A 20,241-nucleotide genomic window follows, 5' to 3' on the forward strand; every position below is an offset into this window, starting at 1 on the left:
GCGGCGTGACCGATCACAGCTATTAGAATTTGAACCCTGCCTCGACCCCGAAGATGCGGGGCTCGTTGACGAAGCCGGTCAGGTTGTTGAAGTCGATTCCGCCGACTGCCTGCGTCGTGTCGGTGATGTTGCGCACGAAGCCCGCCACATCGAAGCGATCGGTCTTGTAGCCAACGCGCAGGCCGCCCTCGAGCAGATGCTTGCTCTGGAATTCGACCGATTCGTACAGGAAGAAGTTGATCTTCGAACGATACGCCCAGTCGGTATAGGCATAGACTTCGCCATTGCCGACCGGCACGCCGCAGCGCGCGGTCCAATTGGCGATCCAGCGCGGCGATTGCGGCAGGCTGTTGCCGTTGATGTTGACGATCGCTGCGGTGAACGGCGCGGTCGGCACCACTACCGGATCGAGCACGGTGCACAACGCCACGCCGTCCGCGCCCTGCACGCCGCACGCCGCGGTGGTCAGGTTGGGATCGCGGATTTCGGTGTGGTTGTAGCTGAGCCCTGCGGTCAGCGTCAGGTTCGGGATCGGGCGCAGCTCGGCATCCGCCTCAAGCCCATAGCCGCGCACGTTCTTGGCGTTGAGCAAGCGGTTGGCGTTCACCCCGCCGCCGACTGCGGTCAGCTGCGCATTGTTGAGGTCATAATAAAAGCCGTTGAAATTGAAGCGGCCGCGTCCGCCAAGGAAGGTCGATTTGACGCCCGCCTCCCACGACTGGACCGTTTCGGACTTGGCGGTGGTGACACCGTCCTCCAGCGTGTTGGCGGTGTTGGCGGGGAACAGGATGCGCCCTTGAATGCTCGGCGCACGATAGCCCTTGGCCGCGCGAGCATAGAGGTTGACCCCATCGCTCGCCTTGAAGTTGGCGGTTGCGTCCCAGGTAACGTTTTCGCCCGACACCGACCGCCGCACCGATCCGAGCGGATCCTGCAGGAAGTTCGGGAATTGCGTGTCCTTGGTGCGCGTGACGAAATAATTGCGCTTGTCATTGTTATACCGCACTCCGCCGGTCACGCTCAGCCGGTCGGTCAATTTGTACGTGGCCGATCCGAATACGCCATAGGCCTTGCTGTCCTGATCCTGCGAAACCAGAATGTTGACCGCGCCCGGCGCATTGTTGGGGTCACCCAGCGTCGAATAATTCTCGCTGACGATTTGCAATTGCTCGCTGAAATAGAACACCCCGGCCTGATAGCTGAGCGGGCCGTTGCCATTGCTGGCGATGCGGAATTCCTGCGTGAACTGGCGCAGCCGCGGTACGCTGTCGCGCGTTTCGGCGGTGAAGGGGATGTTGCCTGGGCCATAGGCACCGGCGGGCAGGAAGTTGGCACCGAAGCCGCCATCGACATCGCCAACCGATGTTGCGTTCCCGCTCCAATAGCTCGTCACCGAAATCAGCGACACCGGCCCGGCATTATAGGTCACGTGCGCCGACAGGTTCTGCGTATCGACCTTCTGCTCGTTCTTGCCATCGGTCGACACGCGATTGCGGTCGAACGTGGCGTTGAGCCCGGTCTGCCCCTTGGTGAAGACATTGGCGCGGAACAGGCGGGCGGTGCCGCGCAACGTGCGCAATTGCCCGGCGAGCAGGATGTCGAAATTCTCAGTTGGCTTGATGTCGATTTGCGCGCGCCCGGCGAATTCCTTGAAGCCTTCGAAGCGATTCCTGGTCGTGCCCGACGGGACGACATTGTCGACATAGCCGTCTTGCCGCTGATATAGTGCAGACACGCGCGCGGTCACCGTATCGCCAATAATCGGCGCGCCGACCGCGCCTTGCGCGTTCACGCCGTTATAGCTGCCATAGGAGATGCGGCCATAGCCGTTGGTGCGGGCGCTCGGCTTGACCGAATCGAACTTGACGATGCCGGCTGGCGTGTTGCGCCCGAACAGCGTCCCTTGCGGCCCGCGCAGCACTTCGACTCGGTCGAGATCGAACACCGGGAACCCCTTCAGGATCGGGTTTTCGAGCACGACATCGTCATAGACGAGGCTGACCGGTTGCGAGGCGTTGAAATCGAAATCGGTATTGCCGAGACCGCGAATGTAGAAGCGCGGGAAAGTGCGGCCGAACGACGATTCGACGATCAGGCTCGGTACGCGCGCCGACAGGAAGCGGATGTCCGGACCGCCCGACGAAATCGCGTCGAGCTTGTCGCCGCGGATCGCGGTGACCGACAATGGCACGTTCTGCAAATTTTCCGAGCGCCGCTGAGCGGTTACGACGATGTCGTCGAGGCCTTTACCCTCTGCGGCGGGCGCGCTCGGTGGCGTCTCCGCAGGTGCGGTTTGCGCGAGCGCGGGCGTGGCGAACACCACCAGAAAGGTCGTGGCGAGAAGAATCGAATGGCGCACGGAAAGGCCCCCCTTTATTCATGAAAGTGCAATATTCGCGGTGCCGTTCGACGGCGTACCGGTCAAGCCTCGATGGCGCGCGGGGGAGATTACGCGACGCAGCCGATGCGATGGAGCAACACCTTCGCGGGTCGGTGCGCTGCCTGGCATCGCGATCAGGCCGGAACCCCGGCGTTCACGTGCACGCCAGTGCAACGGTCTTGGCGCGCAGGTCAAAGGTGATCGACGAACAGTTTTTGAGATAATCGGTGCCGAGCGTGATCGCGTAGCGCGGCTTCTTCTTGGCGTTTGCGGTCACGATAATCTCGTCGGGGTCGGGCACGACGGTGCTGTCGGGGATGCTCGATTTCGCCTCGGGGCGGATCCGCACCGCAATAGCGCCAACGCTATAACCGTCGAGCAGGAACGGCTGGTTGAGCACCAGCCTTCGTCCCGGACGGCGCTCGCTGTTGAACAGCCGGTACTGCACCGGATCGCCGCTGAGCGCGCCGCCATAATGATCGGCCAGCAGCTTGCCGGTCGATGCGTTGACGAGCGTGTCGTGGCGGTCGAGGTTGAAATCGACGCTAACGCGTTCGCCAGCGACATCGATCTCGAACGCGGCGGTCACCAGCCCAAAAAGCGGGAAGCTGCGCAGCGGATGAGTGATGATATGTTCGCCCGGCGACGCCGCGCGTAAGGTCATGCGCACGACATCATAGCCGATGCCCGTTGGGCCGACCACGCCGTCGAAGCCGGTGAAGACATCGCGGTCGGCCCACAGCGCGCGTTGCCGCTTGCGCGAGTCGCCATATTGGCTGCGGACCACTTTCGAACTGATCGTAATGGAATCGCCCTCTTCGGTCTTGCCCTTGCCCTTGAACGGCCCCGATTTCAGCGCGAGCGCGTTGGCGAACCCGCCGTTGAGGATTGGCCATTTCAGTGCATCGGCCGCGACCTTAAGGCGTGCAGACTTACCTTTCACGACGATAGGAATGATATAGTCGCCTGAAAGTTCGATTGTTTTGAGAGACTTGTCGCCGCGCTTGGCCTGAGCGCCGATCACCGGACGATGCGGAACGGCAAGCATCGTGGCGAACAGGGCAGCGACGACCGCACGGCGATAGAAACGTCCTCGGATCATCGACAGAACCTTCCGGCTAAGGGTGCTCGATACCGGACTCGCTTCGCGCCCGCAGGCGTCCACATATGTCCTACACGCGGCCTTTATGGCACAATCGCTGCCGCTCTTTCAAACCGTCGATCCGCGATCACCCCAGCGTGAAGAAAACCACGCGTTGGTGCGACTCTTGTGACTTTTGCACCAAAATCAGGCAAATCCAACCGCGCCCGAAAACATGCTTTTGTCCCTAAACTTAGCCTAAACTTCCGCAGCATCTCCTGCGGCCGCGGCCGCGGCCCGCCGTACGCGCTTCAGCCGCGGCAGCGCTACCATCTCCGCTGCCGCCTTGATCTCCTGGCGCAAGGCGTCGCGCTTTTCGTGGATCGAGGCGATCACCGGGCCGACCGCGACGCCGAGATCGGTCAGCACCGCTTCGGCCAGTTGCAGCGAGGACTCCAGCGTCTCGGGCACCGCGTCGCTCGCGCCCGCCTTGTACAGTTCGGCGGCGTGCGCCGTATCACGCGCGCGCGCCACGATCGTCAGATCGGGCACCCAGCCACGCACGCGCCGCGTCAGCGCGACGCTCAGCACCGGATCGTCCATTGTCAAAATCAGCGCCCTGGCGCGCCCGAGGTTGAGCCGGTCAACCAGTTCAGGCCGCACGACATCGCCGAAAATCACCGGATAGCCTTCGGCGCGGGCCGCCGTCACCGCATCGATATTGGCCTCGACCGCGACATAAGGCTGGCCGTGGACGGCCAGCATATCGCACACCATCCGCCCGACGCGGCCGAAGCCAATGATAACGGTTCCGGGGCCTTCGGGCGAAATCTCGGCGTCGGGCAGCTCGCCGCGCCGTTCGAACCCGCGCGCCGCGCGCTTGCCGAGCATCGACAGCAGCGGCGTGATTGTTAAGCCGATCGCGGTGACGGTCTGCCAGAAGCTGGCAGGACCCGGCGCGATCAGCTGGGCTTGGGCCGCCGCGCCAAGCACGATCAGCGTGGTTTCGGACGGGCTGCCCATCAGCACGCCAGTCTCCACCGCCACCCCGCCGCGAATGCCAGCAAGCCGCAGCAGCACGAAGGTCACTGCCGCCTTGACCGCGACCACCGTCGCAATGCCAACGAAATACGCACCCCAATCCGCCAGGATTGCGCGCAGATCGACGCTCATCCCGACCGTGATCAGGAACACGCCGAGCGCCAGACCCTTGAACGGCGCGGTGATGACCTCGACTTCGCTATGGTAATCGGTCTCGGCGATCAGCAGCCCGGCGATCAACGCGCCGACGATCGGCGACAGGCCGACGGCACTGGTCGCGAGGCTCGCGGCGATCACGACGAGCAACGACGCCGCGAGGAACAGTTCGGGGCTCTTGGTGCGCGCGGCTTGCGCGAACAGCTTTGGCAGCAAAAAGCGACCGCCGATGAACAGGATCGCAAGCGTCAGCACCGCCGCCCCGCCGACTCGCGCAAAGCCCATCATGCCACCCGCCGCCGCCATCGGCCCGACCGCGCCAAGGATGAAAATGATCGGCACCAAGGCCAGATCCTCGAACAACAGCATGGCGAACGCAGTCTGTCCAACGGGTCCCGTCGTCCCGGCGATCGGCAAAACCAATGCGGTCGACGACAAAGCGAGCGCGATGCCGAGCGCCATCGCGCCCGCCCAATCGAGCCCGGTCAGCAGATGCAGTCCGAAGCCGATGACCGCGCCCGCGCCGATCAATTCCGCCGCGCCGACCCCGAACACCAGCCGCCGCATCGACCATAATCGCTTGAAGGACAGCTCGAGCCCGATCGAAAATAGCAGGAGCACGATGCCGAATTCGGCGAACGGTTCGATCGCGTGCGGATCGGAAATGGTGATATGGTAAAGCCACGGATAGTCGCCGACCAGCGCGCCGAGGCCGAATGGCCCGACCAGTAGGCCGACCAGAATGAAACCGATCACCGGGCTGATCTTCGCGCGCGCAAACGCCGGAATGACCAATCCCGCTGCGCCGAGAATGACGAGCGTGTCGCTAAAGCCACTATTGGAGAGGGGGGAGACCATTCGCGCACCTTGGCGCGAATGGCCGCGTTTGTCAGCTTATCCTTGCACGCCCATCTTGATTTCGAGGTTGAGGCGGACCTGTTCGAAGAACTGCTCGGTCGTCATCCACGGTTGATCGGGCCCGATCAGCAAGGCGAGATCCTTGGTCATGTGACCGTCCTCGACCGTCTGGATGCACACCTGCTCCAGCGTTTCGGCAAAACGCGTCACGTCGGGGGTGTCGTCGAACTTGCCGCGATATTTCAGGCCACCGGTCCAGGCGAAGATCGAGGCGATCGGGTTGGTCGAGGTCGCCTTGCCCTGCTCATGCTGGCGGAAATGGCGCGTCACGGTGCCGTGCGCGGCTTCCGCCTCGACCGTCTTGCCATCGGGGGTGAGCAGCACCGAGGTCATCAGCCCGAGCGAGCCGAAGCCTTGCGCAACCTGATCCGACTGGACGTCACCGTCATAATTCTTGCACGCCCAGACGAATTCGCCATGCCATTTGAGCGCCGAGGCGACCATGTCGTCGATCAGGCGATGCTCGTAGGTGATCCCGGCTTCTTTGAACTTGTCCTTGAATTCCGCTTCGAACACTTCGGCGAACAGATCCTTGAAGCGACCGTCATAATATTTGAGGATGGTGTTCTTGGTCGACAGATACACCGGCCACTTCAAATTGAGGCCATAATGCATCGACGCGCGCGCAAAATCGCGAATCGAATCGTCGAGGTTGTACATCGCCAGCGCGACGCCCGGGGAAGGATAGCGGAACACTTCCTCGTCGATCACCGTGCCATCATCACCGTGGAACACCATCCGCAGTGTGCCCGGGCTGGGGACGAGAAAATCGGTCGCGCGGTACTGATCACCAAAGGCGTGGCGACCGACGACGATCGGGTGCGTCCAGCTCGGGATCAGGCGGGGGACATTTTTGATCACGATCGGCTCGCGGAAGATCGTACCGCCCAGAATGTTGCGGATCGTGCCGTTGGGCGACTTCCACATTTTTTTGAGGCCGAACTCCTCGACGCGCTGCTCATCGGGAGTGATCGTCGCGCACTTCACGCCGACGCCATATTTCTGGATCGCCTTGGCGCTGTCGACCGTAACCTTGTCGTCGGTGGCGTCGCGGGTCATCATCCCGAGGTCGTAATAATCGAGATCGATGTCGAGATAGGGGAGAATCAAGCGTTCGCGGATCCACTGCCAGATGATCCGCGTCATCTCGTCGCCATCGATTTCCACGACGGGCGTCTTAACCTTGATCTTCGCCATTACGCTCTTTCCTGTGGGGAGGTTTGCGCCAGCGTCTAGGAGGAAGGCGGGCGGCGATCAACCCGGCGCGGGCGTGACGTCGATCGAGCGTGACTTGCCCCCCCCGGTTCGCGATTGTCGCGGGCAGGGGGGTGGGGTAGGACCGGGCCATGTCACCCATTGAAAAACCCGCCCTCCCCGCCGAAGCCGTCAAATGGCGGGTGCCCGATCTCCATCCGGAGGGGCGCAAATATGTTATGATCGCGGGGGTGGTTTCGTTCGTCGCTTGGGTGTCGCTGGGCTGGTTCGTCGCCTGGCCGCTGATCGGCTTCACGCTCTGGGTGGCGTTGTTTTTCCGCGATCCGGTGCGCGTAACGCCAAGCGGGGAAGGGTTGATCGTTTCGCCGGCCGATGGACTCGTCTCGATGATCGAGCGCGTGCCCGTGCCGCGCGGACTCGCCGGACCGAATGCCCTGGGCGATGCCCCGCTGATTCGCGTCTCGGTATTCATGTCGGTGTTCGATGTGCACATCAATCGCACGCCGATTGCGGGAACGATCAAGCAAGTCATCTATATCTCTGGCAAATTCGTGAATGCCGAACTCGACAAAGCCAGCGAAGATAATGAGCGGCAGCATATTCTGGTCGAGGGGCGCCCGGATTCGAGCGGAACCGCGCGCCGGATCGGGTTTACCCAAATCGCCGGATTGCTGGCACGGCGAATTGTACCGTTCGTGAAGGCAGGCGATATGGTCGCCGCCGGCCAGCGCATTGGTCTGATCCGCTTCGGTAGCCGGGTCGATGTCTATTTGCCTGACGATTGCGCGTGCCAGGTCGTGCTCGGCCAGCGCAGCGTGGCGGGGGAAACGGTTCTCGGACGCGTTGGTGGGAACACCGCGACTGGCATCGCGCAATGATCGGCCGGGTACGGCGATCATGACCCGGAGTTTGCGCCGCCCGACGGCGCGCGGGCTTCCGCTGCGCGCCGTTGCGCCAAATGCGGTCACTGCGCTTGCCTTATGTTCGGGCCTGACCGGAATCCGCTTCGCGATTGCCGGGCAATGGGAAACCGCCGTGGTGATGGTGATGATCGCCAGCGTGCTCGACGGGATCGACGGTCGAATCGCGCGGATGATGCGCGGCGAGAGTCGATTCGGTGCAGAACTCGATTCCTTATCCGACGCGATTTCGTTTGGCGTGTCGCCCGCCTTGATCCTGTATCTCTGGTCGTTGCAGGATTTGCCGCGAGTCGGCTGGCTGATTGCGTTGGTGTTTGCAGTGTTCTGCGCGTTGCGCCTCGCGCGGTTTAACGCTGCGATCGATGTGGCGGATCAGCCCCACAAATCGGCGGGTTTCCTGACCGGGTCGCCCTCACCCGTCGGGGCGGGGCTTGCCATGCTGCCAATGTATTTGTGGTTCTGGACCGGTCTCGACCTGTGGCGGTCGCCGTTGATCGTCGGCCCATGGGTCGCGGTGATGGCGGTGCTGATGGTGTCGAGCGTCGCGACGTATAGCTGGTCGTCACTAAAGCTTCGCCACAACATTCGGTTCGAAGCAATTGCCGTCGTCGTCTTGCTGGGCGCTGCGCTGGTCTCGGCGCCGTGGCACACGCTGACCTTCCTGTGCTCCGCCTATCTTGCGACGCTGCCCTTCAGCATCGCAGCCTATGCGCGCGTCAGGCGGCTGCGCGCCACTGCGGGCGAGACAAGTGGGTCACCGTCCGGGTCCGCGCGCGAAGCCGAGCTTCGCTGACGATCAGGACCGGAACAGCCGGAGAGAACGGGCCAACACCGTCGCGCAAAATGGCCGCGATCCGCGGCAGGGCGGGCACCAGCGTCAGCCAGAATACCGCGACGCTCGCGGTGAGCGCGCTTGCGAAAACCAGAAAACCGACAAATGCCATCTTTCCACTCCATCCTTCACGGTGACGGGTCACGTTCTCGCAACCGGCTAGCACGCAAACGGTTCCTTGTTCCGCTCACAAACACGATATGTTCTTTTTACGTTCCCTATGTCAAGGGTGATTACGGAGTTGCGTTTCCTAAGTGCTTCCGCTAACCGACCCGCCTTCACACCGCATGGGAAGCACACATCACCGGTGTCCGCCCGGGGTTTTACCCCGATCACGGATTACTCGCTTCCCAGAGGATCAACCGGAAAGGAACTCTCTTATGGCGGCACCTGTCGTCTCCATGCAGCAATTGCTCGAAACGGGCGCGCACTTCGGCCACCAGACGCATCGCTGGAACCCGAAGATGAAGCCTTACATCTTTGGCGACCGCAACGGCGTCCACATCCTTGATCTGTCGCAGACCGTGCCGTTGTTCGCACGCGCCCTTGAATTCGTCGCAGCTTCGACCGCGTCGGGTGGCAAGGTCCTGTTCGTCGGCACCAAGCGTCAGGCGCAGGAACCCGTTGCAGAAGCAGCGCGGCGTTCGGGCCAGCATTTCGTCAACCATCGCTGGCTGGGCGGCATGCTTACCAACTGGAAGACGATTTCGGGTTCGATCAAGCGCCTCAAGACGCTCGAAGAGCAGCTTTCGGGCGACACGCACGGCCTGACCAAGAAGGAAGTGCTCCAGCTCACCCGCGAGAAGGACAAGCTTGAGCTGTCGCTCGGCGGTATCCGCGACATGGGCGGCATTCCCGACGTGATGTTCGTGATCGACGCAAACAAGGAAGAGCTGGCGATCAAGGAAGCCAACACGCTGGGTATCCCGGTCGTCGCGATCCTCGATTCGAACGTCTCGCCCGATGGAATCGCTTTCCCGGTTCCCGCGAACGACGACGCAAGCCGCGCGATTCGGCTGTATTGCGAAGCGATCGCGATCGCCGCGACGCGTGGCGGCAACGAGCAGCTTGCGCGCCGTCAGGACATCGGCTCGATGGAAGCGCCGCCCGCCGAGGAAGCGCTGACCGTGGCACCGGAGGCTCCTGCCGCCGAAATTACGCCTGCAACCGATGCGGCGTTGCAGGCCGAGATGGTCGCCGAGGCCGAGCGCCAGATCGACGCGTAAGCGTCTCCGAACTGACATGTGGGCGGGGTAGGGCTTTGGCCCCGCTCCGCCTATATGCGTTTTTTCAAGATAGAAGGATTTTGACATGGCCGAGATCACGGCAGCAGCAGTGAAGGACCTGCGCGAGAAGAGCGGCGCGGGCATGATGGATTGCAAGAAGGCGCTGACCGAATCCGCCGGCGACATGACAGTGGCAATGGATTGGCTGCGCGCCAAGGGCCTTGCCGCCGCCGCCAAGAAGTCGAGCCGTACGGCCGCTGAGGGCCTGATCGGCGTTGAAGTGTCGGGCACCAAGGGTGCCGCGGTTGAGGTCAATTCCGAAACCGATTTCGTCGCGAAGAACGATCAGTTCCAGACCTTCGTCCGCGACGTGACCTCGGTTGCGCTCGAACTGGGCGATGACATGGATGTGATCAAGGCGGCGCATCTCGGCGGCAAGACCGTCGAGGAAATCCTGACCAACAACATCGCGACGATTGGCGAGAACCAGAATCTGCGCCGCGCCAAGCGCCTCGAAGTCACGCAGGGTGCGGTCATTCCGTACATCCACAACGCTGCAGCACCGGGCCTCGGCAAGATCGGCGTGCTGGTTGCGCTTGAAAGCGATGCTGACCATGAGGTGCTACAGACGCTCGGCAAGCAGATCGCGATGCATATTGCAGCAGCCTTCCCGCTGGCGCTCAACGAGGACGGCCTCGACCCCGAGATTGTCGCGCGCGAGCGCGCGATCGCGACCGAGAAGGCGTCGGAAAGCGGCAAGCCCGCCGACATCGTCGCCAAAATGGTCGATGGCGCGATTGCCAAATACTGCAAGGAAAACGCGCTCGTCAGCCAGTTGCTGGTGATGGATGGCAAAACCAAGATTTCGGACGTCGTCGCCAATGCCGCCAAGGCGGCGGGCAAGTCGATCGAACTCAAGGATTATGTCCGCTTCCAGCTCGGCGAAGGCATTGAGAAGGAAACGAGCGACTTCGCCGCCGAAGTCGCCGCCGCTTCGGGTGTGCCGCAGCCGGTCGCCTAAGACTCGCGCTTCGCAGACAAAGCAGGGGCTGTGCCGGGAACGGTACAGCCCCTTGTCACATTCGCGTTCCTCGCACCGGCCAGCCGCGATCTGCACGGTTTCCGCGCTTCCAATCCCGGCGAGCCGCAGATAAGGTTCGCGCCGCCCACCTTCAGCAGCCTGGAACCCCGTGACCAACCCCCGCTATAAACGTATCTTGCTGAAATTGTCGGGCGAAGTCCTGATGGGCAGCAGCGGTCTGTCGATCGATCCCGACGTCATCGCGCGCGTCGCGGCCGAAATCGCCGATGTTAAGCATCAGGGCTATGAACTGTGCGTCGTCGTGGGTGGGGGCAACATTTTTCGCGGCATTTCCGGCGCGGCGCGTGGCATGGACCGCGCGACCGGCGACTATATGGGCATGCTCGCAACCGTGATGAATGCGCTGGCGGTGCAGAACGCGCTGGAACAGATCGGCGTCGAGACGCGCGTGCAATCGGCGATTCCAATGGCATCGGTCTGTGAGCCCTTCATTCGCCGCCGCGCCGAGCGGCATTTGGAAAAGGGGCGGATCGTGATCTTCGCGGCCGGCGTCGGCAGCCCGTTCTTCACGACCGATAGCGGAGCGGCACTCCGCGCCGCAGAGATGAAGTGCGATGCGCTGTTCAAGGGCACATCGGTCGATGGCGTCTATGACGCGGACCCGAAACTGATCCCGACCGCAAAGCGCTTCGATACCGTCAGCTACGGGACCGTTCTCGCGCAGGACTTGAAGGTTATGGATGCGAGCGCGATTGCTTTGTGCCGCGACAACAATATTCCGATCGTCGTTTTCAACATCCGCGAATCCGGCAATCTTGCCGCGGTTCTGCGGGGTGAGGGCGTTTCGACGACGGTCCAGCCCAGCATAGGAGAATGACCATGGCCGCTTACGAAAAGGCCGATCTTGAACGCCGCATGGCAGGGAGCGTGGAGGCGCTGAAGGGCGATCTGCAGGGCCTGCGCACTGGTCGCGCATCGATATCCTTGCTCGATCCGGTGACGGTCGAAGTATATGGCGCGCAAATGCCGCTCAATCAGGTCGCGACCGTGTCCGCGCCCGAGTCGCGGATGTTATCGGTGCAGGTGTGGGACAAGAGCAATGTCGGCCCATGCGACAAGGCGATCCGCTCGGCTGGGCTCGGGCTCAACCCGATCGTCGACGGGACCACGCTGCGTTTGCCGATCCCCGATCTGACCGAGGAGCGCCGCAAGGAGCTCGCCAAGCTTGCCGGGAAATATGCCGAGGAAGCGCGCATCGCCGCGCGCAACGTGCGTCGCGACGGGATGGATTCGCTGAAAGTCGATGAGAAAAAGGGCCTGTTCGGCGAGGATGAGCGCAAAAAGCTCGAGACCGAAGTCCAGAAGCTGACCGACAAGACGATCGCCGAGATCGACGCCGCCGCGACCGCCAAGGAAAAGGAAATCCTGGGCAAGTGAGGCCGTTTGCCGCCCCGGCAGCCGATCGGGCGACTGCGGTTGGGGCCGAGGTGCTTCCGCGCCACGTCGCGATCATCATGGACGGCAACGGTCGCTGGGCGAAAAAGCGCCATTTGCCGCGGATTGCCGGGCATCGCCAGGGGATCGAAGCGGTGCGCCGCGTCGCGCGCGCGGCACGCGCCCTCGGGATCGAGGCGCTGACGCTGTACGCCTTTTCGAGCGAGAATTGGCGGCGACCGGAGGAGGAGGTCAGCGACTTGATGGGGTTGCTGCGGCTGTTCATCCGAAGCGATCTTGAGGAGCTGGTGCGCGATAATGTTCGGCTGCGGATCATCGGCGATTATCGCCGCTTCACGCCCGATCTGGTCGAACTGCTCGATAATGCTGTCGCCCGCACGGCGGTCAATGACGGCCCGATCCTTGTGATTGCGCTCAATTACGGCGCGCAGGCAGAGATCGCTGCGGTGGCGCGGCGAATGGCCGAACGCGCGCGCGATGGGTTACTCGATCCGTCGGTGATCGACGAGACGATGTTCGAAGGCGAACTCGAGACCCACGATTTGCCGCCGCTCGATCTGTTGATCCGCACCTCGGGCGAGGTGCGGTTGTCGAATTTCCTGCTGTGGCAGGCCGCTTATGCCGAATTGCTGTTCGTCGACACGCTGTGGCCCGAATTTGACGGCGACACGCTGGCGCAGGCGATTGCGGCGTTCGCGCAGCGGCAACGGCGGTTCGGCGGTCTGTGACGTCGCAGGTTCCGCCGAAAGGCATGTCCAACCTGATGCTGCGCGTGCTGGTCGGCGTGGCGCTGATTATGGTCGCGCTGGCCGCTGTGTGGTTTGGTGGAATTCCGTTCTGGCTGTTGTGCGTGGTGCTGGGCGTTGTGATGATGGGGGAGTGGGCCGATCTTCACGCAACCCCGCCCGCCACCAAGCGGCTGTCGCAATATGCTTTGTCGGTGCCGCTGGCGGTGATGATGCCGGTGCTCGGCGTCGGCCCCGGGTTTTTCGCGCTCGGGCTGTTGGCAGGCGCTGCCTTTTTCGTCGTCATCACCACACGGCGGAGCGGCCTGGCGCGTGGTATTCTCTATGTCGGGCTGCCGATCATGGCGTTGCTGTTGATCCGGCGGCAGGAGGAGGGCGTGGTCTTTACGATTTGGGCGCTCGCTCTGGTGTGGGCGTGCGATATCGGGGCTTATGCGGCCGGGCGCTTTATTGGCGGACCGAAGCTGGCACCGACAATCAGCCCGAATAAGACCTGGGCGGGGCTCGCCGGGGGCGTGCTGCTCGCCAGTTTGTTGGCGGCCTTGCTGCATTATCGCTACGGCCTTGCGCTCCGCCTGACGCTTGCAACGCCGGCGCTCGCGGTACTGGCGCAGGGCGGCGATTTGTACGAAAGCTGGCTCAAGCGGACGGCAGGGGTCAAGGATAGCGGGACGGTGCTGCCAGGGCATGGCGGCGTGCTCGACCGGCTTGACGGTCTGGTGCCGGTGGCACCGGTCGCGGCTGTGCTGGTGCTGTTGCCAAAATTCTATTGGTGGTGAAGACGGTACCGATGAAGTCGATTACAATTTTGGGGGCAACCGGGTCGATTGGCACATCGACGCTCGATCTGGTCGAGCGCGCGCCGGACCGGTTCGAAGTGTTTGCGCTCACCGCCAATTGCGATGTCGCGCGCCTAGCCGCGGCGGCGATCCGCACGCGCGCGAAGCTCGCCGTGGTCGCCGACGAGCGCTGCCTCGACGATTTGCGGGCGGCGCTTTCCGGGACCAATATTGGTTGCGCTGGCGGGCGCGCGGCGGTGATCGAGGCGGCGAGCCTTGGTGCCGACATCACGATGGCGGCGATCGTTGGCTGCACCGGGCTCGAGCCGACGATGGCGGCGATCGCGCGCGGCAAGACCGTCATCATCGCGAATAAGGAGCCGCTGGTTTCGGCCGGCGATGTCGTTCTGGCGGCGGCCAAGGCGTCGGGCGCGACGTTGCTGCCCGCCGATTCGGAGCATAATGCGATCTTTCAATGCTTCGACGCGAGTAGGCCCGAGCGCGTCCGGCGGATCATCCTGACGTGTAGCGGCGGGCCGTTCCGCCAACGCTCGACCGAAGAAATGCGCGCGATGACGCCCGAACAGGCGGTAGCGCACCCCAATTGGTCGATGGGTGCGAAAATTTCGGTCGATTCGGCGACTTTGTTCAATAAAGGGCTGGAACTGATCGAGGCCGCGCGGCTGTTCCCCGTACCGCATGACGCGATCGAGATCGTAATCCATCCGCAATCGGTGATTCACTCGCTGGTCGAATATGTCGATGGCTCGACGCTCGCGCAATTGGGGCCGCCCGACATGCGCGTGCCGATCGCGTCGTGCCTGGCCTGGCCCGATCGAATGGCGACGCCAATGGCCCCGCTCGATCTGGTCGCAATCGGGCGGCTCGATTTCGAAGCCCCCGATCCGCTGCGCTTCCCCGCGATCCGCTTGACGCGTGACGCCCTCAATGCGGGTGGCGCACGCCCGGCGATCCTGAACGCCGCGAACGAGATCGCCGTGGCGGCCTTTCTCGATAAGCGTATCGGCTTCCTCGAAATTGCCGCAATCGTCGAAGATACGCTATCGGCATACGATCCGGCCGCGCCGGGGACATTGGGCGATGTCCTTGCGGTCGATACCGAAGCACGCAGCATCGCGCGTCGGCAGATCGCGGTTCGCAACGGGGCGTTTTTGAAGGATACCGTCGCTTGAGCCAATCACCTGGCCTGTTGCTCACCATCCTGGCGTTCGCGCTGGTGCTCGGGCCGCTTATTTTTCTGCATGAGTTGGGGCATTATCTCGCTGGGCGCTGGTTCGGCGTCAAGATTGATGCCTTTTCGATCGGCTTCGGCCGAGAGCTGTTCGGCTGGACCGACAAAAGCGGCACACGCTGGAAATTCAGCGTCCTGCCGCTTGGTGGATATGTGAAATTCGCGGGCGATTTGAACCCCGCAAGCGTGCCCGATCCGGCATGGCTGGAACTGCCGCCCGAAGAGCGCGCGCGTAGCCTGCAGGCGCGCCCGGTCTGGCAGCGCGCGATCATCGTCGCCGCGGGGCCGGTGACAAATTTCATCGTCGCGATCGTTATCCTCGCGGGGATGGCGATGGCCTATGGTGTAGACGCGACGCCCGCCACGGTCGGGCTGGTCCAGCCCGGCAGCGCGGCGGCGGTGGCGGGGATCCAAACGGGAGATCGGATAACGTCACTCGGCGGTCGCGATGTCGCGACCTTTTCCGATCTGGCGAGCTTCACCGTGATGCGCCCGAACGAGCGCGTCGCAGTATCGCTGCTCCGCAACGGCCAACCGTTGCAGATTGCTGTGACGATCGGTGCGTTGAAGCAGAAGGACCGGTTCGGCAACGAATCGAAGATCGGGCGCTTGGGGATCGGCCCGGGCGCACCCGCGCTACGCAAGGTCGGCTTGCTCGAAGCACCGGCCGCAGGCGTGCGCGCGACGGTCGAGGCGTTGCAAGGGACGGTCGACGGGCTTGGCCAGATCATTACCGGCCGGCGTTCGGTCGAAGAATTGGGCGGGCCGCTGCGGATCGCAAAGATGTCGGGCGAAACGCTGTCGCTCGGCACGCCCTATCTCATTTGGTTCATCGCGATGATCTCCATTAATCTGGGATTCATCAACCTGTTGCCAGTCCCGCTGCTGGATGGCGGTCACCTGTTTTTCTATGCGATCGAGGCGATCCGGCGCAGGCCAGTCCCGCCGCACGTGCAGGAATGGGCGTTTCGCGGTGGTTTGGCCGCGATTTTGGCGTTGATGGTGACGGTGACGTTCAACGATCTCGGCGCGTTCGGCGTATGGACGACGCTGCGCGGGTTGATCGGTTGACGCAGGTAAGGCAGGGCGGGCCGACGGTTTTCGGCCACGCGGAATTTTCTCCGACTTGGGGTGGGATGTGACAGCGATCAAGGTTTCAAATTTCGGAGCGCGGGCCACCGCCGTGCTGCTTACCGGCACGATGCTGGCGGGCCTGCCCGTGGCGGCGTCGGCACAGACCACTGGTCAGCCGACCGCCCCGGCGGCGCAAACGGCACCCCCGCCGCCCGTCTCGGTGCCGTTGCCGCCCCCGGTAACGCGCACGATCAAGACGCTCCGCGTCGAAGGTGCGCAGCGGCTCGAGCCCGAGACGGTGCTGTCTTATACCAAGCTGCGCAGCGGGCAGGTTTATACCAACGAGACGCTCGATCAGGCGATCAAGGATCTGTACGCGAGCGACCTGTTCGCCGACGTGATTATCGCCGGTGCCGAAAGCGGCGACATCATCCTGCGCGTGCGCGAGAATCCGGTGATCAACCGCGTGATCTTCGAGGGCAATAAGCGCCTGAAGGAAGACAAGATCAAGAAGGAGGTGAAGCTCGCTCCCCGCCAAATCTTCACGCGTACCGCCGTCCGGCAGGACGTGGCGCGGATCGTCGAATTATACCGCCGCCAGGGCCGCTTTGCCGCCGTCGTCGAGCCAAAGATGGTCAATCTCGACCAGAATCGCGTCGATGTGATTTTCGAGGTGAGCGAAGGGCCGAAATCCAAGGTCCGCCAGATCAACATCCTCGGCAATGTGGTCTATTCCGACAACAAGCTGCGCGAGCAGATGGCGACCAAGCAAGCACGGTTGATCACCTTGCTCAGCTCGAACACGAGCTACGATCAGGATCGCCTCGCTTACGATCAGCAAAAATTGCGGCAATTCTATCTGACCGAGGGCTATGCCGATTTCCGCGTGACCTCGGCGGTCGCCGAACTGACGCCGGACAAGAAGGACTTCATCATCACCTATGTGGTGGAGGAGGGTAAGCGGTATAAATTCGGCGACGTGACGGTCGACAGCGACATTCGCGATTTCGATAATAAGAAGCTCGCCGCCAATCTCGGGATCAATAAGGGCGATTGGTACAATGCGAAGAAGGTCGAGACCTCGGTCGATTCGCTGAGCGAGGCGGCCGGCCTGTTCGGCTACGCCTTCACCGACGTGAACCCCGACTTCCTGCGCGACAAAGAGACGCTGACGATGGGGATCAATTTCCACATCGCCGAGGCGAAGCGTTCGTATATCGAGCGGATCGACGTCAACGGCAACACGCAGACGCAGGACAAGGTGATCCGCCGCGAAATCCGCTTGGCGGAAGGCGATGCGTTCAACAGTTTCCAGGTTAAGCGCTCGCAGGATCGCATCAACTCGCTCGGATTTTTTCAGGACAAGTTCGAGATCAAGCAGACGCAAGGGTCCGCGCCCGACCGCGTGGTGCTGACCGCCAATGTCGAAGAGAAATCGACCGGTGAATTGTCGCTGTCGGCGGGCTTTTCGAGCCTTGAGCGCTTCATCATCCAGGCATCGATCCGGCAGCGCAATTTCCGCGGCAAGGGCCAGGAATTGCGCGCGAGCGTCAATTATTCGACCTATTCCAAGTCGGTCGAGCTGGGCTTTACCGAACCATATCTGTTCGACAAAAATATCGCGATCGGCGGCGACATTTTCCGGCGCGATTACAACGCCTTCAACTTTATCGGTAATCAACGGCAGACGACCTATACGCAGGTATCGACCGGATTTCAGATCCGCTCTGGCGTGCCACTGACTGAATATGTCCAGCTCGCGGCACGCTATGGCCTGTCCTACGATCAGGTCGGCCTCGATCAGAATTCGTATTTCTCCCCCAATCCGGTAACCGGCGTTCTGGCGTGCGATCCGATCAAGGCGGGGCGCTATCTGTGCGACGCGATCGGTAACCGCGTCACGTCTTCGGTCGGCTATTCGCTGATCTATGACAGCCTCAACAGCCGCCTGCGCCCGACGGCCGGTCAGCGCGCCATTATCAGCCAGGACTTTGCCGGCCTCGGCGGCGACGTGAAATATGTCCGCACGAAGTTCGAAGGCTCTAAATTCGTCAATATCGGTAGCGGCTTCATCGCATCGCTCAACGTCGAGGGCGGCTACATCCGCTCGTTGGAGAAGAGCCGTGGGGAAGGGATCGACAAGGTCCGCATCACCGACCGTTTCTATCTCGGCGAACCCGATTTCCGCGGTTTCGACATTCGCGGGGTCGGCCCGCGGATTCAGCGGATTCAATATACGACCGATGCGACCGGAAATCAGACCCTGCAAACCGATCGCACACAGTTCGTCGACGATGCGCTGGGTGGGCGGGCGTATTATCTCAGCAAGCTCGAGCTTGAAATCCCACTGCCATCGGGTGCGCGCGAGCTTGGCTTGCGGCCGTCCATCTATGTGCAAGCCGGCGCGCTGTTCGGTATCACACGTCCGTTGCCGACGATCGGGCTTTGCGCGGCCGGCACCACGGGAAACAATTGCTTCGCGACCGTCGGCGGCGTCGTACAACCGCTGGTTACGAATGTTTTGGCCAGCAACGGCGACCCCTTTTATACGGTGCCGAACATCGACGCGACCAACCCGGGCCTGGTTACAACCTGTAAGGTTGGGTATTCGGCAACCGTAGGCGGGACATGCGTCGGCTCTTCGACCAACACGCTTTATACGAGCTCGCAGGCGCCGTTCCTCGAGCGCTTCGTCGGCGATTCGCCGCGGCCGCGCATTTCGGTCGGCGGTGGCGTCAACTGGAACTCGCCGTTCGGGCCGCTGCGCATCGATCTTGCCTATGCCCTGCTCAAGGACAAAGGCGACGACACCAAACTCATCACGTTCAACGTAGGGACACAGTTCTAATGAAGATGTATCAGACATTTCTGCTCGGCTGCGCGGCGATCGCGCCGGCTTTCCTAATCGCGGGTACGGCGCAGGCGCAGGTCGGCGGCGTCGCGATTTCCGATCCGGAAACCGTCATTCTGACCGCCAAGGCGCTCGATGCCGCCAATCAGACGATCGGCACGACCTACAAGGCGCAGCTCGATCAAGCCAATGCCCGCCAGACGGCGCTGCAGGCTGAACTCGCCACGATCGGCGCGCCGCTCGACCTCAATAAGGACAAGCGTTTGTCGGAAGACGAGATCGCTGCCGCGCAGCGGTCGAACAGCCCGATCCTCGCCAAGCTCGAAGCCGCACAGAAGGCCGGTCAGGCTGATGCGGCGCGCCTCAGCTCGCCCGCTACGCTGGCCCAGGCCTATGCGATCGAGCAGATTTCGCAGCGTTATGCGGCAGCGGTAAAGACCGTCGTTGAGGCCAAGAAGATCAGCCTGTTGCTGTCGGCCGGTACCGTTCAGTATAATGCGCCTGCGGTCGACGTGACCGACGATATCAAGGCCGCGCTCGACGCCGCTGCGCCGACCGTGCCGATCACGCCGCCCGCGGGTTACCAGCCGAGCCAGCAGACACAGCAGCTGCAGCAGCAGTTCCAGCAGCTCGTCTACCTCGCCGCCGTTCGCCGCGCACAGGCGCAGGCTGCCGGTGGGGCGCCTGCCGCACCCGGTGCGAAGCCTGCACCGGCCAAGCCGCCGGTCGGCCGCTGAGCCACAATCGGTGAGCGAAACGGCAGATCGCGGCGCGCTTGGCCCGCTCGATATCGCGCGGGTCATGGCGGCGCTGCCGCATCGCTATCCGATGCTGTTGGTCGACCGGGTCGAGGAGCTGATCCTCGACCGGTCGATCACCGCGATCAAGGCGGTGACGATCAACGAGCAATTCTTTCAGGGGCATTTCCCGGGACGTCCGATCATGCCCGGCGTGCTGATCGTCGAAGCCATGGCGCAGGCCGCCGGGATCCTCGCGGTCGAATCGCTCGGCCTCGCGGGGTCGGGCAAGCTTGTGTATTTCATGGCGATCGACGGAGCGAAGTTTCGCAAACCGGTCGAACCCGGCGTGCTGCTTAAACTGGAGGTCGAATTCGTGCAGAAGCGCTCGAGCGTGTGTAAGTTCGCCGGTCGCGCGACGATCGACGGACAATTGGCGGCGGAAGCCACTTTCACCGCGATGATCGCCGACCCGCCCAAGGCGGGCTGAGACCGACAAGAGTTGCGTCATGCGCGGTGCTCTGATAGGTGCCACG

General features: G+C 62.7%; 17 protein-coding genes. 13 read left to right on the forward strand and 4 right to left on the reverse strand.

The window, feature by feature from the left end:
* Nucleotides 1-22: 22 nt before the first annotated feature.
* From IEV62_RS09160 to IEV62_RS09175, 4 genes are all read right to left on the reverse strand, one after another.
* On the reverse strand, nucleotides 23-2,359 hold the full coding sequence (locus IEV62_RS09160) for a TonB-dependent receptor (RefSeq protein WP_188446715.1): 2,337 nt from the start codon (nucleotides 2,357-2,359) through the stop codon (nucleotides 23-25).
* A gap of 175 nt (nucleotides 2,360-2,534) precedes the next feature.
* On the reverse strand, nucleotides 2,535-3,482 hold the full coding sequence (locus tag IEV62_RS09165; protein ID WP_188446717.1) for a hypothetical protein: 948 nt from the start codon (nucleotides 3,480-3,482) through the stop codon (nucleotides 2,535-2,537).
* A gap of 237 nt (nucleotides 3,483-3,719) precedes the next feature.
* On the reverse strand, nucleotides 3,720-5,516 hold the full coding sequence (locus tag IEV62_RS09170; protein ID WP_188446719.1) for a cation:proton antiporter domain-containing protein: 1,797 nt from the start codon (nucleotides 5,514-5,516) through the stop codon (nucleotides 3,720-3,722).
* 36 nt (nucleotides 5,517-5,552) lie between these two features.
* Nucleotides 5,553-6,773, reverse strand: a complete 1,221-nt coding sequence (locus IEV62_RS09175; protein ID WP_188446721.1) for an NADP-dependent isocitrate dehydrogenase — start codon at nucleotides 6,771-6,773, stop codon at nucleotides 5,553-5,555.
* Between the two features lie 149 nt (nucleotides 6,774-6,922).
* On the opposite strand from IEV62_RS09175, the gene IEV62_RS09180 reads away from it, so the two are divergent.
* From IEV62_RS09180 to fabZ, 13 genes are all read left to right on the forward strand, one after another.
* Nucleotides 6,923-7,669: a phosphatidylserine decarboxylase gene (locus tag IEV62_RS09180; protein WP_188446722.1), complete on the forward strand. Its 747-nt coding sequence runs from the start codon at nucleotides 6,923-6,925 to the stop codon at nucleotides 7,667-7,669.
* Nucleotides 7,670-7,688: 19 nt separating this feature from the next.
* Nucleotides 7,689-8,504 carry a CDP-alcohol phosphatidyltransferase family protein gene (locus IEV62_RS09185; RefSeq protein WP_188446724.1) on the forward strand — a complete coding sequence of 272 codons (816 nt, stop codon included), beginning with the start codon at nucleotides 7,689-7,691 and terminating at the stop codon, nucleotides 8,502-8,504.
* A 419-nt stretch (nucleotides 8,505-8,923) separates the two neighbouring features.
* On the forward strand, nucleotides 8,924-9,769 hold the full coding sequence (rpsB, locus tag IEV62_RS09190; RefSeq protein WP_188446726.1) for a 30S ribosomal protein S2: 846 nt from the start codon (nucleotides 8,924-8,926) through the stop codon (nucleotides 9,767-9,769).
* Nucleotides 9,770-9,854: 85 nt separating this feature from the next.
* Nucleotides 9,855-10,790 (forward strand): translation elongation factor Ts, encoded by a 936-nt coding sequence (gene tsf, locus IEV62_RS09195; protein WP_188446728.1) that lies wholly within the window; start codon nucleotides 9,855-9,857, stop codon nucleotides 10,788-10,790.
* Between the two features lie 169 nt (nucleotides 10,791-10,959).
* On the forward strand, nucleotides 10,960-11,688 hold the full coding sequence (gene pyrH / locus IEV62_RS09200) for a UMP kinase (protein WP_188446730.1): 729 nt from the start codon (nucleotides 10,960-10,962) through the stop codon (nucleotides 11,686-11,688).
* Nucleotides 11,689-11,690: 2 nt separating this feature from the next.
* Nucleotides 11,691-12,248, forward strand: a complete 558-nt coding sequence (gene frr, locus IEV62_RS09205; RefSeq protein WP_188446732.1) for a ribosome recycling factor — start codon at nucleotides 11,691-11,693, stop codon at nucleotides 12,246-12,248.
* A gap of 77 nt (nucleotides 12,249-12,325) precedes the next feature.
* Nucleotides 12,326-12,994, forward strand: coding sequence for a polyprenyl diphosphate synthase (uppS, locus tag IEV62_RS09210; protein WP_229732983.1), 669 nt, complete (start codon nucleotides 12,326-12,328; stop codon nucleotides 12,992-12,994).
* Nucleotides 12,995-13,017: 23 nt separating this feature from the next.
* Nucleotides 13,018-13,791, forward strand: a complete 774-nt coding sequence (locus IEV62_RS09215) for a phosphatidate cytidylyltransferase (RefSeq protein WP_188446736.1) — start codon at nucleotides 13,018-13,020, stop codon at nucleotides 13,789-13,791.
* An 11-nt stretch (nucleotides 13,792-13,802) separates the two neighbouring features.
* On the forward strand, nucleotides 13,803-14,984 hold the full coding sequence (locus tag IEV62_RS09220) for a 1-deoxy-D-xylulose-5-phosphate reductoisomerase (protein ID WP_188446738.1): 1,182 nt from the start codon (nucleotides 13,803-13,805) through the stop codon (nucleotides 14,982-14,984).
* On the forward strand, nucleotides 14,981-16,114 hold the full coding sequence (gene rseP / locus IEV62_RS09225; RefSeq protein ID WP_188446740.1) for an RIP metalloprotease RseP: 1,134 nt from the start codon (nucleotides 14,981-14,983) through the stop codon (nucleotides 16,112-16,114). Before IEV62_RS09220 ends, rseP begins: the two co-directional genes overlap by 4 nt.
* Nucleotides 16,115-16,244: 130 nt before the next feature.
* Complete coding sequence (bamA, locus tag IEV62_RS09230) at nucleotides 16,245-18,965, forward strand: outer membrane protein assembly factor BamA (RefSeq protein WP_188446798.1); 2,721 nt, start codon at nucleotides 16,245-16,247, stop codon at nucleotides 18,963-18,965.
* Nucleotides 18,965-19,705 carry an OmpH family outer membrane protein gene (locus tag IEV62_RS09235; protein WP_188446742.1) on the forward strand — a complete coding sequence of 247 codons (741 nt, stop codon included), beginning with the start codon at nucleotides 18,965-18,967 and terminating at the stop codon, nucleotides 19,703-19,705. The genes bamA and IEV62_RS09235 overlap by 1 nt, the downstream gene beginning before the upstream one ends.
* 10 nt (nucleotides 19,706-19,715) lie before the next feature.
* Nucleotides 19,716-20,195, forward strand: coding sequence for a 3-hydroxyacyl-ACP dehydratase FabZ (fabZ, locus tag IEV62_RS09240; RefSeq protein WP_188446743.1), 480 nt, complete (start codon nucleotides 19,716-19,718; stop codon nucleotides 20,193-20,195).
* The last annotated feature ends 46 nt before the right edge of the window (nucleotides 20,196-20,241 follow it).

Source organism: Sphingomonas psychrolutea, from assembly GCF_014636175.1.
GTDB classification, from domain to species: Bacteria; Pseudomonadota; Alphaproteobacteria; order Sphingomonadales; family Sphingomonadaceae; genus Sphingomonas; species Sphingomonas psychrolutea.